Here is a 21,682-nt window from a genome sequence, read left to right as displayed (position 1 = left end):
CCGCACAGCCCTCGGCTCCGGGACCCTTCCCCGTGCGGGCGGGTCCGGCGCGACGGCACAGCGGCGGACCATTACCCGTACCTACGAAGCGGTTGAGCCGCATGGGCGCCGACGCTCACGCCAACGGCCGCCCGGACCGAGCAAATATTACCGACACGCCCACCATGGGTGTGGATCGTATGAAGTGGGGCGCAATGGGAGGATCGTTAGCTTCGACCTCAACCTCATCCCACTTCCCTGGGGGCATAATGCGTTCCGACATCAGCACCGCACAGGACACCTCCTCGCCGGGTCCCGGCCTGGGCGCGGTGTCACCGGCCGCTGTGCGGGTGGAAGAGCGCACGCTCACCTTCGAAGGGTTCGCGTACCACTGCCGCGTCGTCCATCAGGATCGCCCGCAGACCGAGCCTCTGGTCCTCCTGGGCGGCTCCTCGCAGAACCGGTACGCGTGGCTGCGGCACGAGAAGTGGCTGGCCGACCATTGCACGACAGTCACCGTGGACCTGCCGGGTTACGGTGCGGCGGATTTCCTGCCCGTCCGTCACGGCATCGACTTCCTCGCCGCCAACGTGAGGCACATGCTCGAGGAGCTGGCCATGCCGCGGGTCAATCTCGTCGGCAGTTGCTTCGGCGGGGCCATCGCCGTGCGGTTCGCCCAGCAGTACCCCGGCCATGTGGCCAAGCTCGGGCTCGTCGGGATGACCAAAGTGATCCCGGACGACTACGCCCACGCGGTACCGCGCTGGGCCCGCATGCTGGAACAAGGGGACCGGGCCGGCATCGCCGCCGAACTGGTCGAGCGGTTCATGTCGCCTGCCGGCACCGGCGCCGTCCGCAAACACCAGGTCGTCTCACGGCTCCTGCTGAGGCAGTTCCTGGCGCAGTCGGACGACGAACTCCGGATGTCCGTCGAGCACAACGCGCGCCTGATGAGCCACGACTGGTACCGGGACGAGCCGCTGCCCCCTGTGCCTTCCCTGGTGTTCACCGGCGAGTACGACACCCTGTGCACCCCCGCCATGGGACGTGAAGTAGCCGACGCGCTGCCGGCGGCGGCCTTCACCACCATCAAGGAGGCAGATCATCTGGCCCCGGTGGAAAGGATGGAGGAATTCTCCGACCTCGTCATCAGGTTCTGCACCCACAAGCCGCTGAGCGGGCTGCCGTACTGCAACCCCATCGAAACTCTGGGCACCGCCGTACAGCGGCCTCTCGTCCCCGGGCCGGCCGGCCGGAGCGATGCGGCGCCGACAGTTCGGTGAAGGCCCTCGCCTCGCGTCCGCATACGGATGGCCGGACCCGATTCGGGTCCGGCCATCCGCATCTGCACCGGCTCCCGGCCCGGGCCGGGGCCCCCTCACGCAGGCCGAAGGGGGAGGCTTGCGCCCGGGTCCCGGCCGTAGGGGCTCAGCGCCCGACGGGGGCGATGACCGGGGCGACGAAGCCCTCCGGCGCGGGCGCCGAGTTGGAGCAGTTCACGGTCGGGCCGGCTTCTGTCGTCCCGCCCTGCCCCACGCTGACGCCAGGCTGGTAAACCGTCTCGCGGCTGACCGTCGTGCAGTCCTGCTTCTGATTCAGGTGGTACGTACCGTCCTCGCTGGTGTACGAGGTCTCGCTCTTCTGGACGCACACGAGGTTGCCGTACGCGTCCGTGGAGCAGTCGCCCTGAGGTGTTCCGGCGTACGCCTGAGTGACACCCAGGCCCGTCAGGGCAAGACCGCCCATGAGCATCGAGGCGACCGCGATCTTCTTACGACTGGACATGTGCTGCGTTCCTTCACGATAAGAAAACGGGCCCGGCTGCCGGGCACATGGCTCGGTAACCGGGACCCGCTCTCAGGTGCTTACTCGACTACCGGGTGCTCAGAACGCGTCGTTGCTGCAGTCCTGGGTCGAGCCGAGCTCGGTGGCCTGGGCGCCGGGGTTGCCCTCGCCGCCGAGCAGGTTGCCCGCCACGCCGTTGAGGAGACCGACGTTGCCGAGGACGTCCACGTTCAGGTCGTGCGAGACACAGGAGGTCGACTGCTGAACGTCGAACTCCGGGGCACTCTGCTTGACGACGGGGGCCGGGGCCACCTGCCCACCGGCGACGGCCGTGCCGGCGCCGGCGAAGCCGACGCTACCGAGCATCGCGACCACGACAGCAGCCTTCTGAAGCTTACGCATTCTCATTCTCCGTCTTTCCTCATGGCACGCTCCGCAGTGGTGCGTGCACTCACGGTTACGACCTTACGGAAGCCCGCACCCCGGGCGCCGACGACGCGCCGCAGGGCGAAGCAATGACCGCCGTTCGGCCCAACGCACACAACCCAACGCACCCAGCGGCGCACACCGGGGACGGTGACGCCGCACAGCGAAGCGGCGGGCCGCTCCCCGAGGGGCAGCCCGCCGCCGTGCCGTGAATTGCGGTCAGCTACTGACCGGCGCTCAGAAAGCGTCGTTGCTGCAGTCCTGCGTCGAGCCGAGGCTGGTGCTCTGGGCGCCGGGGTTGCCCTCGCCGTTGAGCGCGTTGCCCAGCAGACCGTTCAGGATGCCGACGTTGCCGAGGATGTCGATGTTCAGGTCGTGCGACTTGCAGGAGGTGCTCTGCGTCACGTCGAAGCTCGGACCCTCACCGGCGACGGCCGTGCCGGCACCGATGAAGCCGACGCTACCGAGCATCGCGACCACGACAGCAGCCTTCTGAAGCTTGCGCATTCTCATTCTCCGTTTTCCCTCATGGCACGCTCCGCAGCGGTGCGTGCACTCACGGTTACGACCTTACGGAAGCCCGCACCCCGGGCGCCGACGACGCGCCGCAGGGCGAAGCAATGACCGCCGTTCGGCCCAACGCACGCAGCGGCACACACCGGGGACAATGGCGCCGCACAGCGAAACGGCGGGCCGCCCCGAAGGGCAGCCCGCCGCCGTGCCGTGAACTGTGGTCAGCTACTGACCGACGCTCAGAAAGCGTCGTTGCTGCAGTCCTGCGTCGAGCCCAGCTCGGTGCTCTGGGCGCCCGGGTTGCCCTCGCCGTTGAGCGCGTTACCCAGCAGACCGTTCAGGATGCCGACGTTGCCGAGGACGTCGACGTTCAGGTCGTGCGACTTGCAGGAGGTGCTCTGCGTCACGTCGAAGCTCGGACCCTCACCCGCGACGGCCGTGCCGGCACCGATGAAGCCGACGCTACCGAGCATCGCGACCACGACAGCAGCCTTCTGAAGCTTGCGCATTCTCATCTCCGTTTTGACTAGTACAACACGGTCCGTTGTTCGCCGCATTCGTACAGTTACGAGATGTTAGTGGAGAATGTCCGTCAGGTCGCAACACCGCGCCGGGTGCGGGAACGGACTGTTGACGTTCGGGTGGAGGGCGGAGCCAACTCGCCCTTGCGGCACAAGGGTTCCACGACGTTGAGGGGCGTCGGGCGCCCCCGGGCAAAGCACCCGTTCGGCTGCATGTCGAGGCGTGTCGCTTCATGAGTGCGGTGCCCCTGCGGCGGAGTTGGAGCCCGGGAAGAGCCTGTCGCCGAATGTCTGGCTCCATGGACGTTCGCAGGCTCCTCGACCGCGGCGCGAGCCCACAGAGGTGACCCGCCGGCCTGGTGTGCCTGTGCCGTGCACTCCCTCGCCTCGATCCGCAGACGAACCTCGACGGGAACCGGTCGGCAACACGTACGCGCCGGGGGAACCGGCGCGTACCTCTCGGCCGACGCGGGACGTCCGCCACGCCCCGTGCCGGACGAAAAGAAACCGCCGCCCCCGGGGAGGAACCAGGGACGGCGGTGACTCGATACGGGGCGCCGGCTGTGCCGGCGGAGAACACCGGCCAGCACCCCGATGCCCTCTTCGGGAGGGAATCGCGCCCTGAGGGCGCGCACCTCACCGTCGTTGTCCGACCGGACGCCATGACGGTCGGCGAACGCGTTGACGAGGATGCGCGCGCAGAGTCGAGAGGGCGATCCGTCTACCCCGACAACGGGGAACGAAATCCTTTTTGCTCTGAACGCCCACTCCGCGCATGCGGGGCGACGTTCACGTGGTGCTACACGGGACTCGGGGAGGAACCGAAGCGAGAAAAATCGGCGGAGCCGAATGAAATCGGTCCTCCGGCACACCAGGTTTTCGCCTGCGGCACAATTCATCCACCGACTTCAGCACCCTGCGCATGGAATGAGCCCAGCCGTAGCACTCCAAGCAGGTGTTCATCAGCCCATGTCTGGCATTTACTGCTGGACGGGGGCCTGGATCACCGTCTGCACCTGGACGGGCGCCTGCTCCAGGTACTGCACCTGGACCGGGGCCTGCTCCAGGATCGGAGCTTCCGCCTGCGCCTGCGCACGCACGGGCGCCGGGGCCGGGGCCTCAACCGGAGCCGCAGCCGGAGCCGGGGCCTCAACCGGAGCCGGAGCCGGGGCGGGAGCCGCAGCCGGGGCGGGAGCCGCAGCCGGGGCGGGAGCCGCAGCCGGAGCCTGAGCCGGAGCCGGAGCCGCAGCATAAGCCGGGGCGGGAGCCGCAGCCGGGGCCTCGACCGGAGCCTGAGCCGGAGCCGCAGCCGGAGCCGCAGCCGGAGCCGCAGCATAAGCCGGGGCGGGAGCCGCAGCCGGGGCCTCGACCGGAGCCGGAGCCGGGGCGGGAGCCGCAGCCGCAGCCGGGGCCGCAGCCGGGGCGGGAGCCGGAGCCGGGGCCTCGACCGGAGCCTGAGCCGGAGCCGCAGCATAAGCCGGGGCCTCAACCGGAGCCGCAGCCGGAGCCGGGGCGGGAGCCGCAGCCGCAGCCGGGGCCTCGACCGGAGCCTGAGCCGGAGCCGCGGCGGGAGCCGCAGCCGGGGCGGGAGCCGCAGCCGGGGCGGGAGCCGCAGCCGGGGCGGGAGCCTCGGCCGGAGCCGGGGCCTCTTCCGCACCCACGGTGTTGCCCTCGATGTCCCACTCGTAGTTGGTGGAGCAGTCCATCTTGTTGGACGCGGTCGATACGACCGGGATCTTCACGGCTTCCAGGCTGAAGCAGGAAAGGATTTGCCCGTTGTTCTCGAACTTGGGAGCGTCATCGGCCTGAGCTGCAGCCGCCCCGATCACCATGAGGGCTGCCGCGGACAGGGAGACGACGGCAGTTCGCTTTGCGAACACGAAGATACCTCTCGTTGTTTGGTCGAACGCTTTCAGCGGGACTCGTCGCCGGAAAACTTTCGCGAGCGACGAGGCCTGCCACTTTCCGTGCCTATCACTGCGGTGAACGAGGGGGATCAGACCGGGTAATGCTGCTGAACGAGTGAAGACCGGTTCCCACGCCGTCGCATGGGGCCCGGACGCCTGCCGCCGAGTGCGCCAGGCCGAACGCGCGGCCCTCCTTCGCCGGTGGCGCACGACAGCGGAGCCGTGGAACCCGTACGCGTAACCCGTACGGAGGATTTTTCGCCGTGACGGCGCCTTCACAGTTTCCCGAGCGCCCACCGCTCGTTATGACCGTCGTCCAAGCGCACTCAAGATGACGATCCGCCGAGGCCCTTCACCTCAGACAGCAACGGCACCACTCGTCACACACGCGTCACTTGCGGGTGCAGTACCCGCTCGGAAATGTTGAGGATGGCCCATTCAATGCGTCAAGTATTGAACAAGAGCATGATCGTCATGGCAGCAGCGTCCGGCATCATCACTGCCGTCGGAGGTCATGCATACGCTGACGCCTCGGCCGACGGCGCCGCCGTCAACTCGCCGGGCGTCGGCTCGGGCAACGTGGCCCAGGTGCCGGTCCATGTCCCGGTCAACGTCTGCGGCAACACCGTGGACGTGGTCGGCCTGCTCAACCCCGCCTTCGGTAATGAATGCCAGAACATCGACTCCGGCAAGGAGCAGCACGCTCAGCACGAAGAGAGCGCCGGCAGCAAGGCGAGCCCCGGAGCCGACGGCGACCAGGGCCAGGACAATTACGACAACCGGAGCGCCGACGGCTACGGCGACGACGCCTATGGTCACGGCTCCGACGGCGCGAGCGCCGAGGGCGTGGCCTCCGGCTCTCCGGGGGTGCTCTCCGGCAACCTCATCCAGGTTCCCCTGGACATCCCCCTCAATGTCTGCGGCAACAACGTCGGTGTGATCGGGGTCCTCAACGGAGCCGCCGAGAACGAGTGCGTCAACGAAAGCGGCCCCGCGAAGCCGCCCGCCGACGAGCCGGAGGGCGACGAGCCGGAGATCGACGAGCCCCCGACCGCCGAGAAGCCGCCGGCCGACGAGCCTTCCGCCGGCACCCCCGCACCGAACGCTCCCGTCGCGCAGCTGGCACACACCGGTGCCGGTGGTGACATCGGTCTGGCCGCCGGTGGAGCCGCCGCTCTGCTCCTGGGTGGTGCGGTACTGATGCGCCGTACCCGCGGTGCGCGCAACTAGTTCCGCTCTCGCGAAAAGGGCCGCCCGGCGTGCTTGCAAGCACGCCGGGCGGCCCTTTCGTGTGTGCTAGACGCGGGACAGGCCCGCCCGGCCCAGGTACGTGGCGATCAGGTTCGTCTCCTCGCCGTCCAGCCGGCGCATCGGCGGGCTCACCACGTTGGTCGCGATGACACCGCGCAGCATCAACGCCGTCTTGAAGGCACCCAGTCCTGCCGCCGTCGCCGAGGCGGTGCCGGGTGCGGCGGCCGTGACGATGTCGAACAGCGCGACGAGCCGGTCCTGTTCGGCCTTGGCGGTGGTCCAGTCACCACGCACGGCGGCCTCGTGCAACCGCACGTAGCCGTGCGGGTCCACGTTGCCCAGGCCGGGTACGGAACCGTCGGCGCCGCTCAGCATCATCGCGTCGACCACCAGCTCGTGGCCGGTCAGGACGGAGAACCCCGTCAGGTCGCGCGCCCCGATGGCCAGTCGGCGGAAGGAACCGTCGTCCCCGCTGGAGTCCTTCACACCCGCGAGCACTCCTTCCTCCGCGAGCGGCAGCAGGAGTTCCGGGTCGAGCTTGCTGTGTACGCACACCGGCACGTCGTACGCGAGGAGCGGCAGGTCCACGGCCGCGGCGATGTCCCGGAAGTGACGGTCGATCTCGGTGGCATGGGTGCGCGTGTAGAAGGGCGCGGTGGCCACGACCGCGTCGGCACCGAGGGCCGCCGCGGCACGAGCCCGCTCGATGGCCCGGTTGGTGGTGGTCTCGATGGCGCCGACGAGGACCGGCACCTGTCCTGCGGCGGCCGACGCGATCACCTTGATGACCTCGTCCTGCTGGCCGGGTGTCAGGTACGCGGTCTCCCCGGAGCTGCCCAGGGCGAAGAGGCCGCTGACACCACCGTCGAGGAGGTGGCCGACGACCCGCTCCAGGGAGACCCGGTCGAGATCGCCGTCCTCGGTGAGCGGGGTGACGACGGGCGGGATCACTCCGGAGTAGGTGGTGGGGGCGGTCATGCGGTGCTCCTTGCGGGCGGTACGGGGGTCCGGCCCCCGGCGGGGGACGCGGAGGTCTGGGGGTGTACGCAGTGCCAGCGGTGCTCGCCGGACCCGAAGGTCTCCGCGGGGAAGACCGTGGAGCACTCGGTGTCGGCCTTCCAGCAGCGGGTGCTGAAGGGGCAGCCGGGTGGCGGGTTGGTGGCGGAGGGCACCGGGCCGGTGAGGACGATGCGTTCCGTCGCCTCCAGCAGGCTGGGTGTCGCGGAGAGCAGCGCCTCGGTGTACGGGTGGCTGGGGCGGCCCGCCACGTCGGCCGCCCGGCCCTCCTCGACGATGCGGCCGAGGTAGAGGACGGCGATGCGGTCGGCGAGGTAGCGCACGGTCTGGATGTCGTGCGAGATGAACACCATGCCGAGGCCCAGGCGTTCACGCAGGTCGACGAGGAGGTTGAGCACCTGGGCGCGTACGGAGACGTCGAGTGCGGAGGTCGGTTCGTCGGCGACGATCAGCTCCGGTTCGAGGGCCAGGGCCCGGGCAATGGCGACACGCTGCCGCTGGCCGCCGGAGAGCTGCCCGGGCAGGGCCGCGAGGGTGTGGCCGGGCAGTCCGACCAGGTCGAGCAGTTCCTCGACGCGGGCCTCACGCGTCTCACGGGTGCCACGCCGGTGCACGTCCAGCGGGTCGAGCAGGATCTGCCGGACCGTGAGGCGCGGGTTCAGGGCCGTGGAGGGGTCCTGGAAGACGACGCCGACGGCCGAGCCGAAGTCGTTGCGCCGTTCGGCGGCCGACATCTCCCACAGGTCGCGCCCGTGGAAGAGGACCTCGCCCTCGGTGGGCTTCTGCAGTCCGGTCAGGACCCGGGCGAGGGTGGACTTTCCGCAGCCGGACTCGCCGACCAGGCCCACGATCTCGCCGCGCTCGACCTCCAGCGTGGCGTCGGTCAGCGCGTGGACGGCGTCGCGGTTGAAGAGGCCTCCGCTGCGTGCCTTGTGGCGTACGTGAACGCCGTCGAGCCTGATCACAGGGCGCTCCCTTCCAGCTTCCTCGTGGCGGCGGCCTCGGCCGGGTGGTGGCAGGCGAAGCCGTGGTCCTTCGTGCTGCCGCGCCCGGTGAGAGCGGGGGTCGTGGTGCGGCAGAGGTCGGTCGCGGCACCGCAGCGCCCGGCGAAGCGGCATCCCGCGCCGAAGCCCTGGGGTGCGGGAACGACGCCGCGGATCTGGTGGAGGCGGTCCGCTCCGGCCTCCAGGGAGACGACGGAGCCGAGGAGGCCGCGGCTGTAGTGGTGGGCGGGGTCGGTGAGGACGGAGCGGGTGTCGCCGACCTCGGCGAGCCGGCCCGCGTACATCACGGCGACCCGGTGCGAGAGGTCGCCGACCAGGGCGAGGTCGTGCGAGACCAGCACCATCGCGAAGCCGAGCTCGTCGCGGAGCCGGATGAGGAGTTCGACGACCTGGGCCTGGACGGTGACGTCGAGGGCGGTGGTCGGTTCGTCCGCGATCAGGAGGCGGGGACTGCGGGACAGCGCCATGGCGATGAGGACGCGCTGGCGCTGGCCGCCGGAGAGTTCGTGCGGGTAGCTGCGCAGGGTGCGCTCGGGCGAGAGGCCGACCAACTCGAGGAGCTCGGCGGGGGTCTTGGTGCCGCCGCGCGAGGTCAGCTGCTTGAGCTGGGTGCCGACGAGCACCGAGGGGTTGAGGGAGGAGAGCGCGTCCTGGTAGACCATCGCGATCTCGGGGCCCATCAGGGCACGGCGTTCCTTGGGCGGGAGCTTCAGCAGGTCCCGGCCGCGGTAGAGGATCTCGCCGCTGACCTCGGCGTTGCGGGCGAGGAGACCCATGACGGCGAGGCTGGTGACGGACTTGCCGCAGCCGGACTCGCCGACCAGGCCGAGGGTCTCGCCCTCGTGGACGGTGAAGTTCAGCTTGTCGACGACGGGGGTGTCGCCGTAGCGGTCCGGGAAGCGGATCGCCAGGTCGCGTACGACGAGGAGTTCGTCGGCGTCCTCACGTACCGGGGTGAGGGCGGGCTCGGTGGCGTTGATGTGCCCGGCGAGCGTGGCGAGGGCGGCGTCGATGTCGACGGTGGCGGCGGCCTCGACCGGGTCCGGCGCCGTCGTGTCGGCGGGCCCCTTGACGGCGCTACGGCCCTTCGGCGCGGCGGAGGCGTCGGTGAGCCCTTCGGAGAGGATGTTGAGCGCGAGGACCGTGATCAGCAGGGCGAGGCCGGGGAAGAAGGTGGCCCACCAGCCGCCGGCGAGGAGGATCTGCCTGCCGTAGGCGAGGACGCTGCCCCAGCTGGGGTCGGGGTCCTGGACGCCGGCTCCGATGAAGGAGAGGCTGGCCTCGAAGATGATGGCCTCGGCCACCATGACGGTCGCGAACACCATGACCGGGGCCATGCAGTTGACGGCGACGTGGCGGAGCACGATGTAGCTGCGCCGGGCGCCGATGACCTTCTCGGCCGCCACGTAGTCCTCACCGTACTGTGCGAGCACGTTGGCGCGTACGACGCGGGCGAGGGAGGGGGTGTAGACGAAGGCGATGGTGAAGATGATCACCGGGATGCTGGTGCCGAAGACGGCGACCAGGACGGCCGCGAGCGCGATCGGCGGGAACGACATGACGACGTCGAGGACGCGCATGACGGACTCGTCGCCGAGCTTGCGCGAGGTGGCGGCGAGCGAGCCGAGGACGGCTCCGGCGACCAGGGCGCAGGCGGTCGCGCCGAGGCCGATGATCAGCGAGTAGCGCGAACCGTGGATGACGCGGGCGAACACGTCGCGTCCCGCCCGGTCGGTGCCGAACCAGTGGTCACCGTTCGGGGCCTGGACGGGGGTGCCCGTGGTCAGCGGATCCTGGGTGAGCAGGGGGGCGAACACGGCGCCGAGGATGACGACGACCAGGACGCCGAGGGCGACGCGGGAGGTGACCGGGAGGGCGCGGAACGCGATGCCCGGTCGGGAGAGCTTGGTGGCCAGACGGCCCGTGGCGAACATGTCACACCGTCCTGATGCGCGGGTTGACCAGCAGGTAGAGCAGGTCGACGATGACGTTGACCACCAGGAAGGCGATGGCGATGGTCAGTACGGTGCCCTGGACCAGGGCTACGTCGCCGCCGGTGACACCTTCGAGGATGAGTTTGCCCATGCCGGGCAGGTCGAAGATCGCTTCGATGACGACGGCACCGCTGAGCAGGTAGCCGACCTTGACGCCGAGCACGGTGAGCGGGGTGACGAGCGCGTTGCGCAGCACCGAACGGACCACCAGGAAGACCGGCAGGCCGTTGCCCTGGGCGGTACGGACGTAGTCGCGGTCGAGTTCGGCGACCATCGAGGTGCGGACGAGGCGGGCGAGCGACGCGGCGACGGGCACGGCGAGCGAGATGGCGGGCAGGGCCATGGTGGTGAGCCAGCCGCTGAACGAGTCGGCGGGGTTGGTGTATCCGCCGGTCGGGAAGACAGGGGTGTTCAGTGCGAACTGCTGGATGAGCAGCACCCCGAGCCAGAAGGACGGGACGGCGACCCCGGCCATGGACAGGACCCGGAAGAGCTGGTCGGGCCAGCGGTCGCGGTACATCGCGCCCAGGACGCCACCGACGACGGCGAGGACGACGGCGAGGAGCAGGCCCAGGAAGGTCAGCTGGAGGGTGAGGGGGAACGCCGCCGTGATCCGGTCGATCACGGGCTGGCTCGGCGGGACGGTCATCCCGAGGTCGAAGTGGAACAGCTGACCGAGGAAGTCGAAGTAGCGGATGGGCAACGGGTCGTTGAGTCCGTTGGCCTCCGCGAAGGCTTCTCTGGCCTCAGGGCTGGCGCTCTCTCCGAGCGCGTTGTAGGCCGGGTCGGCCGGCGAGAACTGCAGCACCACGAATACGAGCAGTGCGATGCCGAGGATCATCACCGGCATCATCGCGACGCGGCGCAGCGCGAGCCGGAGAAAAGCAACCATCGTCGGGTTCCTTGCGGTTTGAGCGGACGGCGGGCCCGGGCCGCCGGGGAGGGCGCCCGGGCCGGTGGGCGTCAGGCGCGGCCGACGTCCAGGAAGGACAGGCCGGTGGTGGGCAGCGGCTCGAAGCCGGGCAGGGCCTTCTCGTTCCAGGCGGTGGGCAGTTTGCGGTGGAGGATCGGGTAGAGCGCGGCCTCGTCGGCGACGATGTCGGTGATCTGGGCCCACAGCTGCTTGCGGGCAGTCTCGTCGGCGGCCTGGGCGGCCTTGTCGAGGAGCTGCTTGACCTTCTTGTACTCGGCGGTCCTGGACCAGCCGTAGCGCTTCTCCGGCCAGAAGCCGTAGTAGAACCAGCGCATCAGGAGGTCCACGTCGTTGCCGAAGACCGAGGGGTCGCCGGGGGCGACGAGGACCTCGAAGTCACCGCTGTCGACCTTGGCGTACTGGGCCGCGGACTGGGCGATGCCGAGGGTGGCCTCGATGCCGGCCGCCGCCCAGCTCTCCTTGAGCAGCGGGGCGATGTCCTTGACCCAGCCGGTGTCGGTGGTCAGGACGGTGAACTTGAGGTTCTTCACCCCCGCTTCGGCGAGCAGCTTCTTGGCCTTGGCCACGTCGTGGGTGTAGACCGTGGCGGCCTTGTGGTAGTCGGGGTGGGTGGTGGGGACGTAGCCCGTGGCGGCCGTCGCGTTCCCGACCATGGCGGTCTTGATGATCTTCTCGGTGTCCAGTGCGTAGTGCAGGGCCTGGCGGACCCGCTTGTCGGCGAACCGCTTGTCGGCGGTGTTGAACATCAGGAAGAGCAGGCCGAAGGACTGCACGGCCTCGGTCTTCGCCACGGCGGAGAGCCCGTTCACGTCGATGTACGGGACGTCCTCGATGGCCTGGACGCGGCCGGACTGCATGGCACTGACGCGGGCCGACTGGTCCGATATCAGACGCCAGATCATCTTCTTGGCCTTGGCCGGGTGCGAGCCGTTGTACGGGTCGTGCTTCTCGAAGACGATCTTGTCTTCGCGGGTCGCCGAGATGAACTTGTACGGCCCGGAGCCGACGGGCTTGGCGTCGAATCCCTTGACGTCCGCCTCGACGATCTTCTTCGGCACGATGCGGGCGACCGCGATGCGGGAGGGGAAGAGCGCGAAGGCGTACTTGAGCTTGAACTCGACCGTCTTCGCGTCGACGGCGGTGATCGTGTCGATGAAGGGCACGAACTGCGCCATCAGCGACGCGTTCTTCGCGTCCAGGATGCGTTCGAAGCTGAACACGACGTCCTCGGCGGTGACCGGGGAACCGTCGTGGAAGGTCGCGCCCTCGCGGAGGGTGGCGCGGTAGGTGGTGGCGTTGATCTTCTTCGGCATCTCGGTGGCGAGCGCGGGACGAGCCACAAGCGTTGCAGGATCGAGATCCACGAGACCCTCGAAGATGTGCATGTTGGCGGCGTACGGCGTGGCGCCCGAGGTGACCATCGGGTCGAATCCGGTCGACAGGGGGTATGACATACCGGCTTCGATGGTGCCGTTGCCGTCGCTCTCACCCGTCTCGCCGTCGGCGGTCGAGGAGGGACCGCCGCACGCGGAAAGGCTTGCCGTGATGGCAGCGGCCGCACCGATGAAACCTGTGTAACGCAGGAACGTACGGCGCTCGACACCGACTGGCCTCAGCTCGGGCACGGGTCCTCCAAGGGACTTTAAGGGGGGAGTAATGGGTGGAGAACAACTGTTCTGACGGCTATCGGGAGACCGAGGAACCATCCAGCATCAGACGTCAGATGTCTGATGCCTTGATAGCGTGGGAACGTAGCTTGACAATCGAGAGGGGTCAAGAGGTGGGGAGTTCACATATGTCCGGCACACGACCCGGCCGCACCCTGTTGCGACAGGAAGTCGTCGAGGGCATCAAGCGCTACATCCTCGACGAGCGGCTGCGCCCCGGGGACCCGCTCCCGACGGAACCGGCCCTGTGCGAGGCGCTCGGCGCCAGCCGTTCCAGCGTCCGGGAGGCCGTCAAGATCCTCGACGCCCTCGACATCGTCGAGGTGCGCCACGGCCACGGGACGTACGTCGGCCGGCTGAGCCTGTCCGCGCTGGTGGAGAGCCTCACCTTCCGCGGCATGCTCTCCCCCGACGACGACTTCCAGGTGATGGCCGACCTCGTCGACGTGCGCGAGCTCTTCGAGCGGGGCATGGCCGACCGGATCATCTCCTCGCTCTCCACCGAGCAGCTCGACGCCCTGGACGCCCTGGTGGCGACCATGCGCGCCACCGGATCGGGCGACGGGCACGGCTTCGTCGCTGCGGACCGGGCCTTCCACGCCCTGCTCGTGGCCCCCCTCGGCAACGACCTGATCGGTCAGCTCTCGATGGCCTTCTGGGACGTCTACACCATCGTCGCGCCGCACCTCGACGGCTTCACGCACGCCGACGAGACGGTGACGGTCGCCGCCCACCAGAACATCGTCGACGCGGCCCGGGCGAACGACGTGCCCGCGTTCCTCAAGGCCCTCGGCGAGCACTACGCACCGGTCAGGAGGCGGATCGCCGAGGCCAGGGCGCGCGGAGCGAACCAGGCCTGACCGCCCCCGCCCCCGCCCCCGAGGCGGGGGCTTCCGCCCCGCCCCGCTCTTGACGTCCCGCCGCGCAGCTCCCTAAGGTCCGGTTGCCACCAGGACATCTGACGTCTTCTGTCCTGTCGCTTCCCGTACCCCTGGAGGGCACAGCCATGCCGTCGGCCGATCTCCCACTCGAGGACTGCCTCGCCTACCGGCCCGAACTCACGCTGCCCGAGGACTTCGACGACTTCTGGTCCGGCACCCTGAGCGAGGCACCCCTGGACGGCGCCCTGGGCAAGCCCCGGTACGAGCAGGCCGACAACGGGCTGACCCAGGTGCGGACGTACGACGTGAGCGTTCCGGGATACGGCGGCCGGCCGGTTCGCGGCTGGCTGCACATGCCCGCCGGCGCCACCGAACCGCTCGGCTGCGTCGTCGAGTTCCTGGGGTACGGACGTGGCCGGGGGCTTCCGCACGAGCAGCTGATGTGGGCCTGCGCCGGATACGCGCACCTGATCATGGACACCCGCGGCCAGGGCTGGTCGGCGGCGGGCGGCGACACCGCGGACACCGACCCCGGGGCCGCGGGGACCGTACCGGGCTTCCTGACGCGGGGCGTCGAGAGCCCCGGGACGTACTACTACCGGCGGGTGTTCACCGACGCGGTCCGCTGCGTGGAGGCGATCCGGGAGCACCCCGAGATCGACCCCTCCCGCGTCGTGGTGACCGGGGTGAGCCAGGGCGGCGGTATCGCACTGGCCGTGTCCGGTCTGGTGGAAGGACTGGCCGGGGTGATGCCGGACGTGCCGTTCCTGTGCAACATCCCCCGGGGCGCGCGGATCGCCGGAGTGCCGCCGTACACCGAGATCGCCGCCTACCTCCAGCTCTACCGCGACCGTACCGAGTCGGTCTTCCGCACCCTGTCGTACTTCGACGCGGCGCAGCACGCCACCCGGGCGGCCGCGCCCGCGCTGTTCTCCATCGCGATGATGGACGAAATCTGTCCGCCCTCCACCTGTTTCACGGCCTACAACCGTTACGCGGGTCCCAAGGACGTACGCGTCTACGGGTTCAACGGGCACGAGGGCGGCGCCGAGCACCACCGGGCGGAACAACTGGCCTGGGTGCGCTCGCTGTTCGCCGGCCTCCCGACCGGGCAGGCCGACCTCTCCTGACCGGAGGAAGCTCCGTGCGCAGACGTTCCATGCTCCTCGCCGCAGGTGCGGCAGCCCTGTCCGCCCCGTCGGCCGGCCGCGCCTTCGCCGCTGCCGGCAGCGGCCCACTGGTGGACCACGGCACGGCCGTGGTCCTGAACGGCAGCAAGCACGTCGACCTGTCGTCCCAGGTGAGGGCTCTCGCCCCACTCACCACGGGGACGATCCTCGTCACCTTCCGCACCACGAGCCACAACGATGCGATGACGCTGATCAGCGCCTCCGACCCGGCCGACCCCTCATCCAACCTCACGCTGAACCTCAGCGGCGGGGCCCTGCAGTTCTCGGTACGGCAGAAGGGCGCCGTCCTTCTGAACTTCATGACCAGGACACGCTACGACGACGGGCGTCAGCACACCGTCGCCGTGACCGCCGGCAGCGTCGGCACCCGCCTGTACGCGGGCGGCCAGGCGGTGTTCGACACGGCGGCCCGCGCCTTCTTCGGCAGTGTGTCCCCGCTGACCGCGCTGACGCTCGGCGCGAACCGGGACAGCGACCATCCGTCCGGTGAATGGTTCTTCACCGGCACCGTCGAGCGGGCCGCGGTCTGGGACCGGGTGCTCGACGCGGGTGAACTGGTCGCCCAGTGCCCGCGTCCCGTCGCCACCGACCACGGCCGGATCTCCACCGTGCTCAACAGCAACACGCCCGCCACCTGGGTGCTCACCGGGGACAGCATCACCCACGGCGCCCTGCACACCAACGGCCGGCGCAGCTACCCCGAGCACTGGACGGAGCGCGTCCGCTGGGAGCTGGGCAAGCCCAAGAACCGTGACTTCGTGGTCGATTCAGGGGTGAGCGGCGCCACGAGCGCGGAACTCGTCTCGTACTTCGCGGAGCGGGTCACCGCCTTCTCGCCGAAGGTCGTCTCGATCATGATCGGCACGAACGACATCGCGACGGCGGGCCTCGGCCTGGAGACGTACCGGGCCAACCTCGTCTCGCTCGTCCGCTCGGTGCGTGCGCTGCCCGGATCTCCGGCGGTCATCCTCCAGGCCCCGAATCCGGTCGATCCGGCCAAGTGGCCCGGCCGGGTGGCCCTCTCGGGCTACGCACAGGTCATGGGCGAGGTCGCGGCGCGGGAGAAGGCCGTCTTCGTCGACCACTACAACGACTGGCTGACCGGCAACGGCGGCCAGGTCCCCCTGTCCCTGCTCAACGACGGACTGCACCCGAACGAGCGGGGTCACCACCGGATCGCCGTGAAAATGATCAAGGACCTGCAGATCTTCGACACCGGCAGCCGGGTGTGCACCCTTTCCGTCCCCTGACGAGCCGGCCGCTCATGCCGCGCTCCGCTTCATCTCCGCACCTCTCCCCCTCAGCAGAAGAGAGACCGTTCATGCAGCGCAGAGTCACCGTCGCCATGCTGTCCGCCGCCGTCATGGTGGCCACCGCGGCCGGCACCGCGCACGGCGCGCCCGCCGCCGGCGAACTGACCTCCCAGGACATAGCGACCCAGGGCGCCGGATCCCCCTACTACCGCATCCCCGCGCTGACCACGTCCGTCAAGGGCACCCTGCTCGCCGCCTACGACTCCCGCCCCACGCTCGGCGACCTGCCCGGCAACCTCGGTATCGTCCTGCGCCGCAGCACCGACGGCGGCACCACCTGGCAGACCCAGCAGGTCGTCCGCAAGGAGGCCGCACCCAAGGGGTTCGGCGACCCGAGCCTGCTCGTGGACCGCACCACGGGCCGGATCTTCGTCTTCTACGCCGGCTCCGTGAACCAGGGCTTCTTCGGCTCGGCCACCGGCAACGACGAGAACGACCCGAACGTCCTCCAGGCCGACTACAGCTACTCCGACGACGACGGCGTGACATGGACGCACCGCCGCATCACCAAGCAGATCAAGAACCCGGCCTGGGCCGGCATGTTCGCAGCCTCCGGCGAGGGAATCCAGGTGCGCAACGGGCCGTACAGGGGGCGGCTGATCCAGCAGTACGCGATCCGCCACAACGGAGCCAACTACGCGGTCAGCGCCTACAGCGACGACCACGGCGCGACCTGGAAGACGGGCAACCCGGTGGGGCCGGGCGGGGACGAGAACAAGACGGTCGAGCTGTCCGACGGCCGGATCATGCTCAACAACCGCTCAGCGCCCTACCGCACGATCGCCTACTCCACCGACGGCGGCGTCAACTACACGCCGTTCACCCAGGACACCAACCTGCCCGACCCGGCGAACAACGGCTCGGTCATCCGCTACGCGCCGGACGCCGCCGCATCCAGCCCGCAGTCCTCGTGGCTGCTGTTCAGCAACACGGAGAGCACCTCCTCGCGGAGCAACCTCACCGTGAAGATGTCCTGCGACAACGGGAAGACCTGGCCGATCCGCAAGGTCGTCAACCCCGGCAGCGCCGCGTACTCGACGCTGACACGACTGCCGAACGGCCGGGTCGGCCTGCTCTACGAGCGCGACAACTACAAGAACATCACCTACTCCTCGTTCGACCTGCAGTGGCTCGGCGGCACCTGCGCGGACATCACCATCACCCCGCCGGCCACCATGAAGGCGGGTACGACCGCGGAGGTCACCGTCCGGGTCGTCAACCGGATGGACGTGACCCGCAGCGCGGGCACGCTCGACCTGACGGTGCCGTCCGGCTGGACGACCAGGCAGGTGACCTTCCCGGCGACGCGGCCGGGTGAGGGCGCGAACATCAAGGTCCCGGTCACGATCCCGGCCGGTGTCTCGGGTGACCACAAACTCACCGTGACCTACAAGGCGGACGGCAAGCAGGCCTCCGGCCACCGGACGGTGACCGTGGCCCCGTGACACCTCGTCACGAGGGAGGTGTTGTCACCCGGCCGCACCCGTTCGGCTGCGACGACGGGGACGGCACCTCCCGGGGCGACGGACAAACGGCATCGGCATGGCGGCGACGTGCTCACGGAGGGGCGTCGCCGGCGGCAGCACCGCCGGGTGCACGGTCGCGGGGTCGCGGGTCTCCGGGCGGGGGCGGACGGCACCGGGTACGAGCGCAGCACGGGCGCCCTCCGCCTGGAGGCGCCGCGTACGTCCGCCTCGCCGCCGAAGCGCCTGCACCACTCCCGTGAGCGCGGCCCGGAGGGGCACGGCTGGTGGAGCGGGCCCGGGCCGGACCGCGATGGGCCAGACCGCTGGTGGCGTGGTGCCGCGCCGCCCGGACGGGCGCGAACGGCTACCCCGACGCGGACGCGGACCGGGGTTCCAGGCGGTTGCGGATTCCGTCGAAGTGGGTGCTCATCGCGCGCACCGCGCGCACTCCGTCGGCAGCCGCGACCGCCTCGACGATCTCGTGGTGCTGCGCGCAGGTGACGGCCGGGTCCTGGTGGCCGTCGTCCATGTCCTCGCGCACCCGGTCCATGGCCGCCCAGAACGCGTCCAGCACCTCGCTGAGCAGGTGGTTGCCGAGCGAGGCGTAGAGCGCGAGGTGGAAGGCCCGGTCGGTGGCGCGGGCGACCCTGCCGTCCCGGGCGGCCTCGCTCTCCATGGCCACGACGAGGGCCCGCAGCACGGCCAGGTCCCCTGCGGGGACGCCGGCGGTGACGACGCCGACCAGCCCGGTCTCCAGCGCCTCTCGCACCTTCATCAGCTCCAGCAGGCCCGGCTCGCCCTGTCCGTGCCGGACGGCGGCCCGGAAGGCCAGCCCCTCGACGAAGGGCGCCAGGGAGAGGGAACCGACGAAGGTTCCGAAGCCACGCCGGATCTCGACGACGTGTGTGGCCTGCAGCGCCTTGAGGGCTTCACGCACCGAGACACGTCCGGCCGAGAACAGTTCCATCAGCTCGGCCTCGGTGGGCAGCGGGTCGCCCGGTCCGAGCCTGCGGTCGAGGATCAGTTCCTTGATCCTCCGCTCGATGTCCTGAGCCATGGTGGGGCGGGCCACAACAGTCCTCCTGGGGTGTCGCCGGCCGTCGGCGCCTCTTGACCGGTCGCCAGGACATCTGCTTAAGGTGAATCTAAACATAAGACATCTTACGTCTCATGTCTCGGTCCTGTCTTCCCATCCGGCGGCGGACCGGCGTCCCGAACGAGCTGGAGCTCCTCACCATGTCCCTGACCGCACCGCTGCACGGCGTCGTACCGCCGGTCTGCACCCCGCTCGACGACCGTGGGGAGGTCGATACGGCCTCCCTCACCCGGCTCGTCGGCCACCTCGTCGACGGCGGTGTGCACGGACTCTTCGCCCTCGGTTCGACCAGCGAGGTCGCCTATCTGACCGACGCCCAGCGCGCCACCACCCTGGAGACCGTGGTCACGGCGGCCGCCGGCCGGGTGCCGGTCCTCGCCGGGGTCATCGACACGACCACCGCGCGTGTCGTCGAGCATGCCCGGGCCGCCGCCGGGCTGGGCGCCGACGCCGTCGTCGCGACAGCGCCCTTCTACACCCGTACGCACCCGAAGGAGATCGCCGGACACTTCCGCAAGTTGCGCGCCGCCGTCGGCCTGCCGCTGTTCGCGTACGACCTCCCGGTGTCCGTGCAGTCCAAGCTCTCCACCGCGCTGGTGCGCGAGCTCGCCGAGGACGGCACCCTGGCCGGCCTCAAGGACAGCAGCGGCGACGAGGGCGGGCTGCGCCGGCTCGTCGTCGAACTCGGCGGGCGCGACGGCCGGGCCGAGGGCCCGGCGCCGCGCTTCAGCGTGCTGACCGGTTCGGAACTGACCGTGGACGCCGCCCTGCTGGCCGGCGTCGACGGGGTCGTCCCGGGGATCGGCAACGTCGACCCGGCCGGTTACGTGCGTCTGTACGAGGCCGCGCGGGCCGGGGACTGGGCGCTCGCCGCCCAGGAGCAGGAGCGGCTCGTCGAACTGTTCGCCATGGTGGACGTCGGCCCGGAGGCGGACATGGGCCGCGGCTCGTCGGCGCTGGGCTCCTTCAAGGCCGCCCTCCGGTTGCTCGGTGTCATCGACAACGGCGCAACCGCCTTCCCGCAGATCCAGCTCTCCGCCGAGTCCGTCGCCCTGGTCGCGGAGCGGCTGCGCGGCGCCGGTCTGCCGCCGGTCCGATGACCACGCAGTCGACCGGGGCCGCGGTGATCGGCCTCGACCTGGGCGGTACGAAGATCGCGGCCGCGCTCTTCGCCGCCGACGGCACCGTGCTGGCCCGGCACACCCGGCCCACCCCCGCCCGGGACGGCTCGGCGGCGGTGCTCGACGCGCTCGCCGACGCGGCCGCCGAGGTGGATCCCAGCCGGCTGGCCACGGCACTCGGCATCGCGGCCGCCGGGGTCGTAGACCCCCGGAGCGGCATGGTCACCAGCGCCACCGACTCGATCAGCGGCTGGGCGGGCACCGCGCTCGGCACCGGTCTCGCGGACCGCACCGGTCTGCCGGTGGCCTGCGACAACGACGTGCGGGCCACCGCGGGGCCCGAGCTCGCCGCCTTGGCGGACAGCCACGGTTCGCTGCTGTTCGCGGCCGTCGGCACGGGCGTGGGCGGCGCACTCGCCGTCGACGGGCGGATGCTGCACGGCACGTCCGGTATCGCCGGCCACCTCGGTCACCTCCCCAGTGCGGAGGCGGCCGGACTGCCCTGCACCTGCGGTGCCACCGGGCACCTGGAGGTCATCGCCTCCGGCCCGGGCATCGCCGCCCACTACGAGCGGCTGGCCGGCGCCCCGGTGGACCGGCTCGAGACGGTCGCCGCCAGGGCGGCCCGGGGCGACGCCGCCGCCGTACGGGCCGTCACGACCGGCGCGACGGCGGCCGGACGGGTCCTCGGCGGCCTCGCCAACGCACTCGGACCGGACCGGGTCGTCGTCGGAGGCGGGGTCCCCCGGATCGGGACGCTGTACGGCGACGCGCTCGCCGCCGCCTTCGCCGCCGAACTCATGCCCCCGCTGCGCGGGCTCGTCCCCGAGCCCCCTCTCTTCGGCCACGACGCCGCGGTGCTGGGCGCCGCGGCCCTGACCACCGCACTCCCCCTCCACCTCCCAGGAGTCCACCGATGACCGCACAGAATCTGGCCGCCGCCCTGAAGGGCCGGCTGATCGTCTCCTGCCAGGCTCCCCCCGGCGACCCGATGCGGGAGACCGCCACCCTCGTGCGTCTCGCCCTCTCGGCCGTCGCCGGCGGCGGCTCCGCGATCCGCGCCAACGAGCCGGAGGTCGTCGCCGCGATCGTGAAGGCCGTGGACCTGCCGGTCATCGGTCTGTGGAAGGACGGCGACACCGGCGTCTACATCACCCCGACCGTCCGGCACGCCCTGGCGGTCGTCGAGGCCGGTGCGGCCGTCGTCGCCGCCGACGCCACCGACCGGCCGCGCCCCGACGGTTCGGCCTTCGCCGAACTGGTCACCGCCGTGCACGCGGCGGGCGCCCTGGTCATGGCCGACGTCTCCACGCTCGCCGAGGGGATCACCGCCGCCGGGCTGGGAGCGGACTTCGTCTCCACGACCCTGTCCGGCTATGTTCCCGGAACCCCGAAGCAGACCGGCCCGGACCTGGAGCTTGTGACATCTCTCTCGGCCGCGGTCTCTGTACCGGTCGTCGCCGAAGGCCGTATCAATACCCCTGAGGAGGCTGCCGAGGCACTCGCCCGCGGCGCCCACAGCGTCGTGGTCGGCACGGCCATCACGGCGCCCACCGCCCTGACGTCCCGCTTCGTCGCCGGCCTCGCCCGGCCCTGAGCAGCCCCCACGCAGCGGGA

Annotated in this window: 20 protein-coding genes; 9 read left to right on the top strand and 11 right to left on the bottom strand. The window is 70.4% G+C overall.

The features are described 5' to 3' along the window. The first annotated feature begins 248 nt into the window (after window positions 1-248). Window positions 249-1,262, top strand: coding sequence for an alpha/beta fold hydrolase (locus tag ACF1FZ_RS18205; protein ID WP_391774383.1), 1,014 nt, complete (start codon window positions 249-251; stop codon window positions 1,260-1,262). Window positions 1,263-1,407: 145 nt separating this feature from the next. On the opposite strand, the gene ACF1FZ_RS18200 is transcribed toward ACF1FZ_RS18205, so the two are convergent. The 5 genes from ACF1FZ_RS18200 to ACF1FZ_RS18180 form a co-directional block, all read right to left on the bottom strand. Beyond that, window positions 1,408-1,764 carry a hypothetical protein gene (locus ACF1FZ_RS18200; RefSeq protein WP_391774382.1) on the bottom strand — a complete coding sequence of 119 codons (357 nt, stop codon included), beginning with the start codon at window positions 1,762-1,764 and terminating at the stop codon, window positions 1,408-1,410. Between the two features lie 99 nt (window positions 1,765-1,863). Next, complete coding sequence (locus ACF1FZ_RS18195; protein WP_391774381.1) at window positions 1,864-2,166, bottom strand: hypothetical protein; 303 nt, start codon at window positions 2,164-2,166, stop codon at window positions 1,864-1,866. Between the two features lie 261 nt (window positions 2,167-2,427). Continuing rightward, the gene (locus tag ACF1FZ_RS18190; protein WP_391774380.1) at window positions 2,428-2,697 is read right to left on the bottom strand and encodes a hypothetical protein; all 270 of its coding nucleotides are present in this window, start codon (window positions 2,695-2,697) and stop codon (window positions 2,428-2,430) included. A 245-nt stretch (window positions 2,698-2,942) separates the two neighbouring features. Continuing rightward, window positions 2,943-3,212 (bottom strand): hypothetical protein, encoded by a 270-nt coding sequence (locus ACF1FZ_RS18185; RefSeq protein ID WP_391774379.1) that lies wholly within the window; start codon window positions 3,210-3,212, stop codon window positions 2,943-2,945. A gap of 992 nt (window positions 3,213-4,204) precedes the next feature. After that, complete coding sequence (locus ACF1FZ_RS18180; protein ID WP_391774378.1) at window positions 4,205-5,104, bottom strand: hypothetical protein; 900 nt, start codon at window positions 5,102-5,104, stop codon at window positions 4,205-4,207. Between the two features lie 468 nt (window positions 5,105-5,572). Here ACF1FZ_RS18180 and ACF1FZ_RS18175 point away from each other — a divergent pair, with 468 nt between their 5' ends. Continuing rightward, complete coding sequence (locus ACF1FZ_RS18175; RefSeq protein WP_391774377.1) at window positions 5,573-6,361, top strand: chaplin; 789 nt, start codon at window positions 5,573-5,575, stop codon at window positions 6,359-6,361. 66 nt (window positions 6,362-6,427) lie between these two features. Here ACF1FZ_RS18175 and ACF1FZ_RS18170 read toward each other — a convergent pair whose 3' ends face one another. The 5 genes from ACF1FZ_RS18170 to ACF1FZ_RS18150 form a co-directional block, all read right to left on the bottom strand. After that, window positions 6,428-7,360 (bottom strand): dihydrodipicolinate synthase family protein, encoded by a 933-nt coding sequence (locus tag ACF1FZ_RS18170; RefSeq protein WP_391774376.1) that lies wholly within the window; start codon window positions 7,358-7,360, stop codon window positions 6,428-6,430. Next, window positions 7,357-8,364 (bottom strand): oligopeptide/dipeptide ABC transporter ATP-binding protein, encoded by a 1,008-nt coding sequence (locus tag ACF1FZ_RS18165; RefSeq protein ID WP_391774375.1) that lies wholly within the window; start codon window positions 8,362-8,364, stop codon window positions 7,357-7,359. Before ACF1FZ_RS18165 ends, ACF1FZ_RS18170 begins: the two co-directional genes overlap by 4 nt. Further along, complete coding sequence (locus ACF1FZ_RS18160) at window positions 8,361-10,337, bottom strand: dipeptide/oligopeptide/nickel ABC transporter permease/ATP-binding protein (RefSeq protein ID WP_391774374.1); 1,977 nt, start codon at window positions 10,335-10,337, stop codon at window positions 8,361-8,363. The genes ACF1FZ_RS18165 and ACF1FZ_RS18160 overlap by 4 nt, the downstream gene beginning before the upstream one ends. 1 nt (window position 10,338) lies before the next feature. Next, window positions 10,339-11,289, bottom strand: coding sequence for an ABC transporter permease (locus tag ACF1FZ_RS18155; RefSeq protein WP_391774373.1), 951 nt, complete (start codon window positions 11,287-11,289; stop codon window positions 10,339-10,341). A gap of 71 nt (window positions 11,290-11,360) precedes the next feature. After that, window positions 11,361-12,956: an ABC transporter substrate-binding protein gene (locus ACF1FZ_RS18150; protein WP_391774372.1), complete on the bottom strand. Its 1,596-nt coding sequence runs from the start codon at window positions 12,954-12,956 to the stop codon at window positions 11,361-11,363. Between the two features lie 170 nt (window positions 12,957-13,126). On the opposite strand from ACF1FZ_RS18150, the gene ACF1FZ_RS18145 reads away from it, so the two are divergent. The 4 genes from ACF1FZ_RS18145 (at window position 13,127) to ACF1FZ_RS18130 (ending at window position 17,827) form a co-directional block, all read left to right on the top strand. Next, window positions 13,127-13,858 (top strand): FadR/GntR family transcriptional regulator, encoded by a 732-nt coding sequence (locus tag ACF1FZ_RS18145; RefSeq protein WP_391774371.1) that lies wholly within the window; start codon window positions 13,127-13,129, stop codon window positions 13,856-13,858. A 146-nt stretch (window positions 13,859-14,004) separates the two neighbouring features. Then, window positions 14,005-15,009 (top strand): acetylxylan esterase, encoded by a 1,005-nt coding sequence (locus tag ACF1FZ_RS18140; RefSeq protein ID WP_391774370.1) that lies wholly within the window; start codon window positions 14,005-14,007, stop codon window positions 15,007-15,009. Window positions 15,010-15,023: 14 nt separating this feature from the next. Further along, entirely contained in the window at window positions 15,024-16,319 is a 1,296-nt protein-coding gene (locus ACF1FZ_RS18135) for a GDSL-type esterase/lipase family protein (protein WP_391774369.1), read from the top strand. Window positions 16,320-16,390: 71 nt separating this feature from the next. Next, window positions 16,391-17,827 (top strand): exo-alpha-sialidase, encoded by a 1,437-nt coding sequence (locus ACF1FZ_RS18130; protein WP_391774368.1) that lies wholly within the window; start codon window positions 16,391-16,393, stop codon window positions 17,825-17,827. Between the two features lie 385 nt (window positions 17,828-18,212). Here ACF1FZ_RS18130 and ACF1FZ_RS18125 read toward each other — a convergent pair whose 3' ends face one another. Then, complete coding sequence (locus ACF1FZ_RS18125; RefSeq protein WP_391774367.1) at window positions 18,213-18,920, bottom strand: FadR/GntR family transcriptional regulator; 708 nt, start codon at window positions 18,918-18,920, stop codon at window positions 18,213-18,215. 164 nt (window positions 18,921-19,084) lie between these two features. On the opposite strand from ACF1FZ_RS18125, the gene ACF1FZ_RS18120 reads away from it, so the two are divergent. The 3 genes from ACF1FZ_RS18120 to ACF1FZ_RS18110 are packed head-to-tail and all read left to right on the top strand — an operon-like array spanning window position 19,085 to window position 21,662. Continuing rightward, on the top strand, window positions 19,085-20,044 hold the full coding sequence (locus tag ACF1FZ_RS18120) for a dihydrodipicolinate synthase family protein (protein ID WP_391774366.1): 960 nt from the start codon (window positions 19,085-19,087) through the stop codon (window positions 20,042-20,044). Next, window positions 20,041-20,985: an ROK family protein gene (locus ACF1FZ_RS18115; protein WP_391774365.1), complete on the top strand. Its 945-nt coding sequence runs from the start codon at window positions 20,041-20,043 to the stop codon at window positions 20,983-20,985. The genes ACF1FZ_RS18120 and ACF1FZ_RS18115 overlap by 4 nt, the downstream gene beginning before the upstream one ends. Continuing rightward, the gene (locus tag ACF1FZ_RS18110) at window positions 20,982-21,662 is read left to right on the top strand and encodes an N-acetylmannosamine-6-phosphate 2-epimerase (protein ID WP_391774364.1); all 681 of its coding nucleotides are present in this window, start codon (window positions 20,982-20,984) and stop codon (window positions 21,660-21,662) included. The genes ACF1FZ_RS18115 and ACF1FZ_RS18110 overlap by 4 nt, the downstream gene beginning before the upstream one ends. The last annotated feature ends 20 nt before the right edge of the window (window positions 21,663-21,682 follow it).

The sequence above is a fragment of the Streptomyces sp. NPDC014623 genome (assembly GCF_043088245.1).
GTDB lineage: Bacteria > Actinomycetota > Actinomycetes > Streptomycetales > Streptomycetaceae > Streptomyces.
Note: the sequence above shows the minus strand (reverse complement) of the source record. Positions and strands in the feature narration are given on the sequence as shown.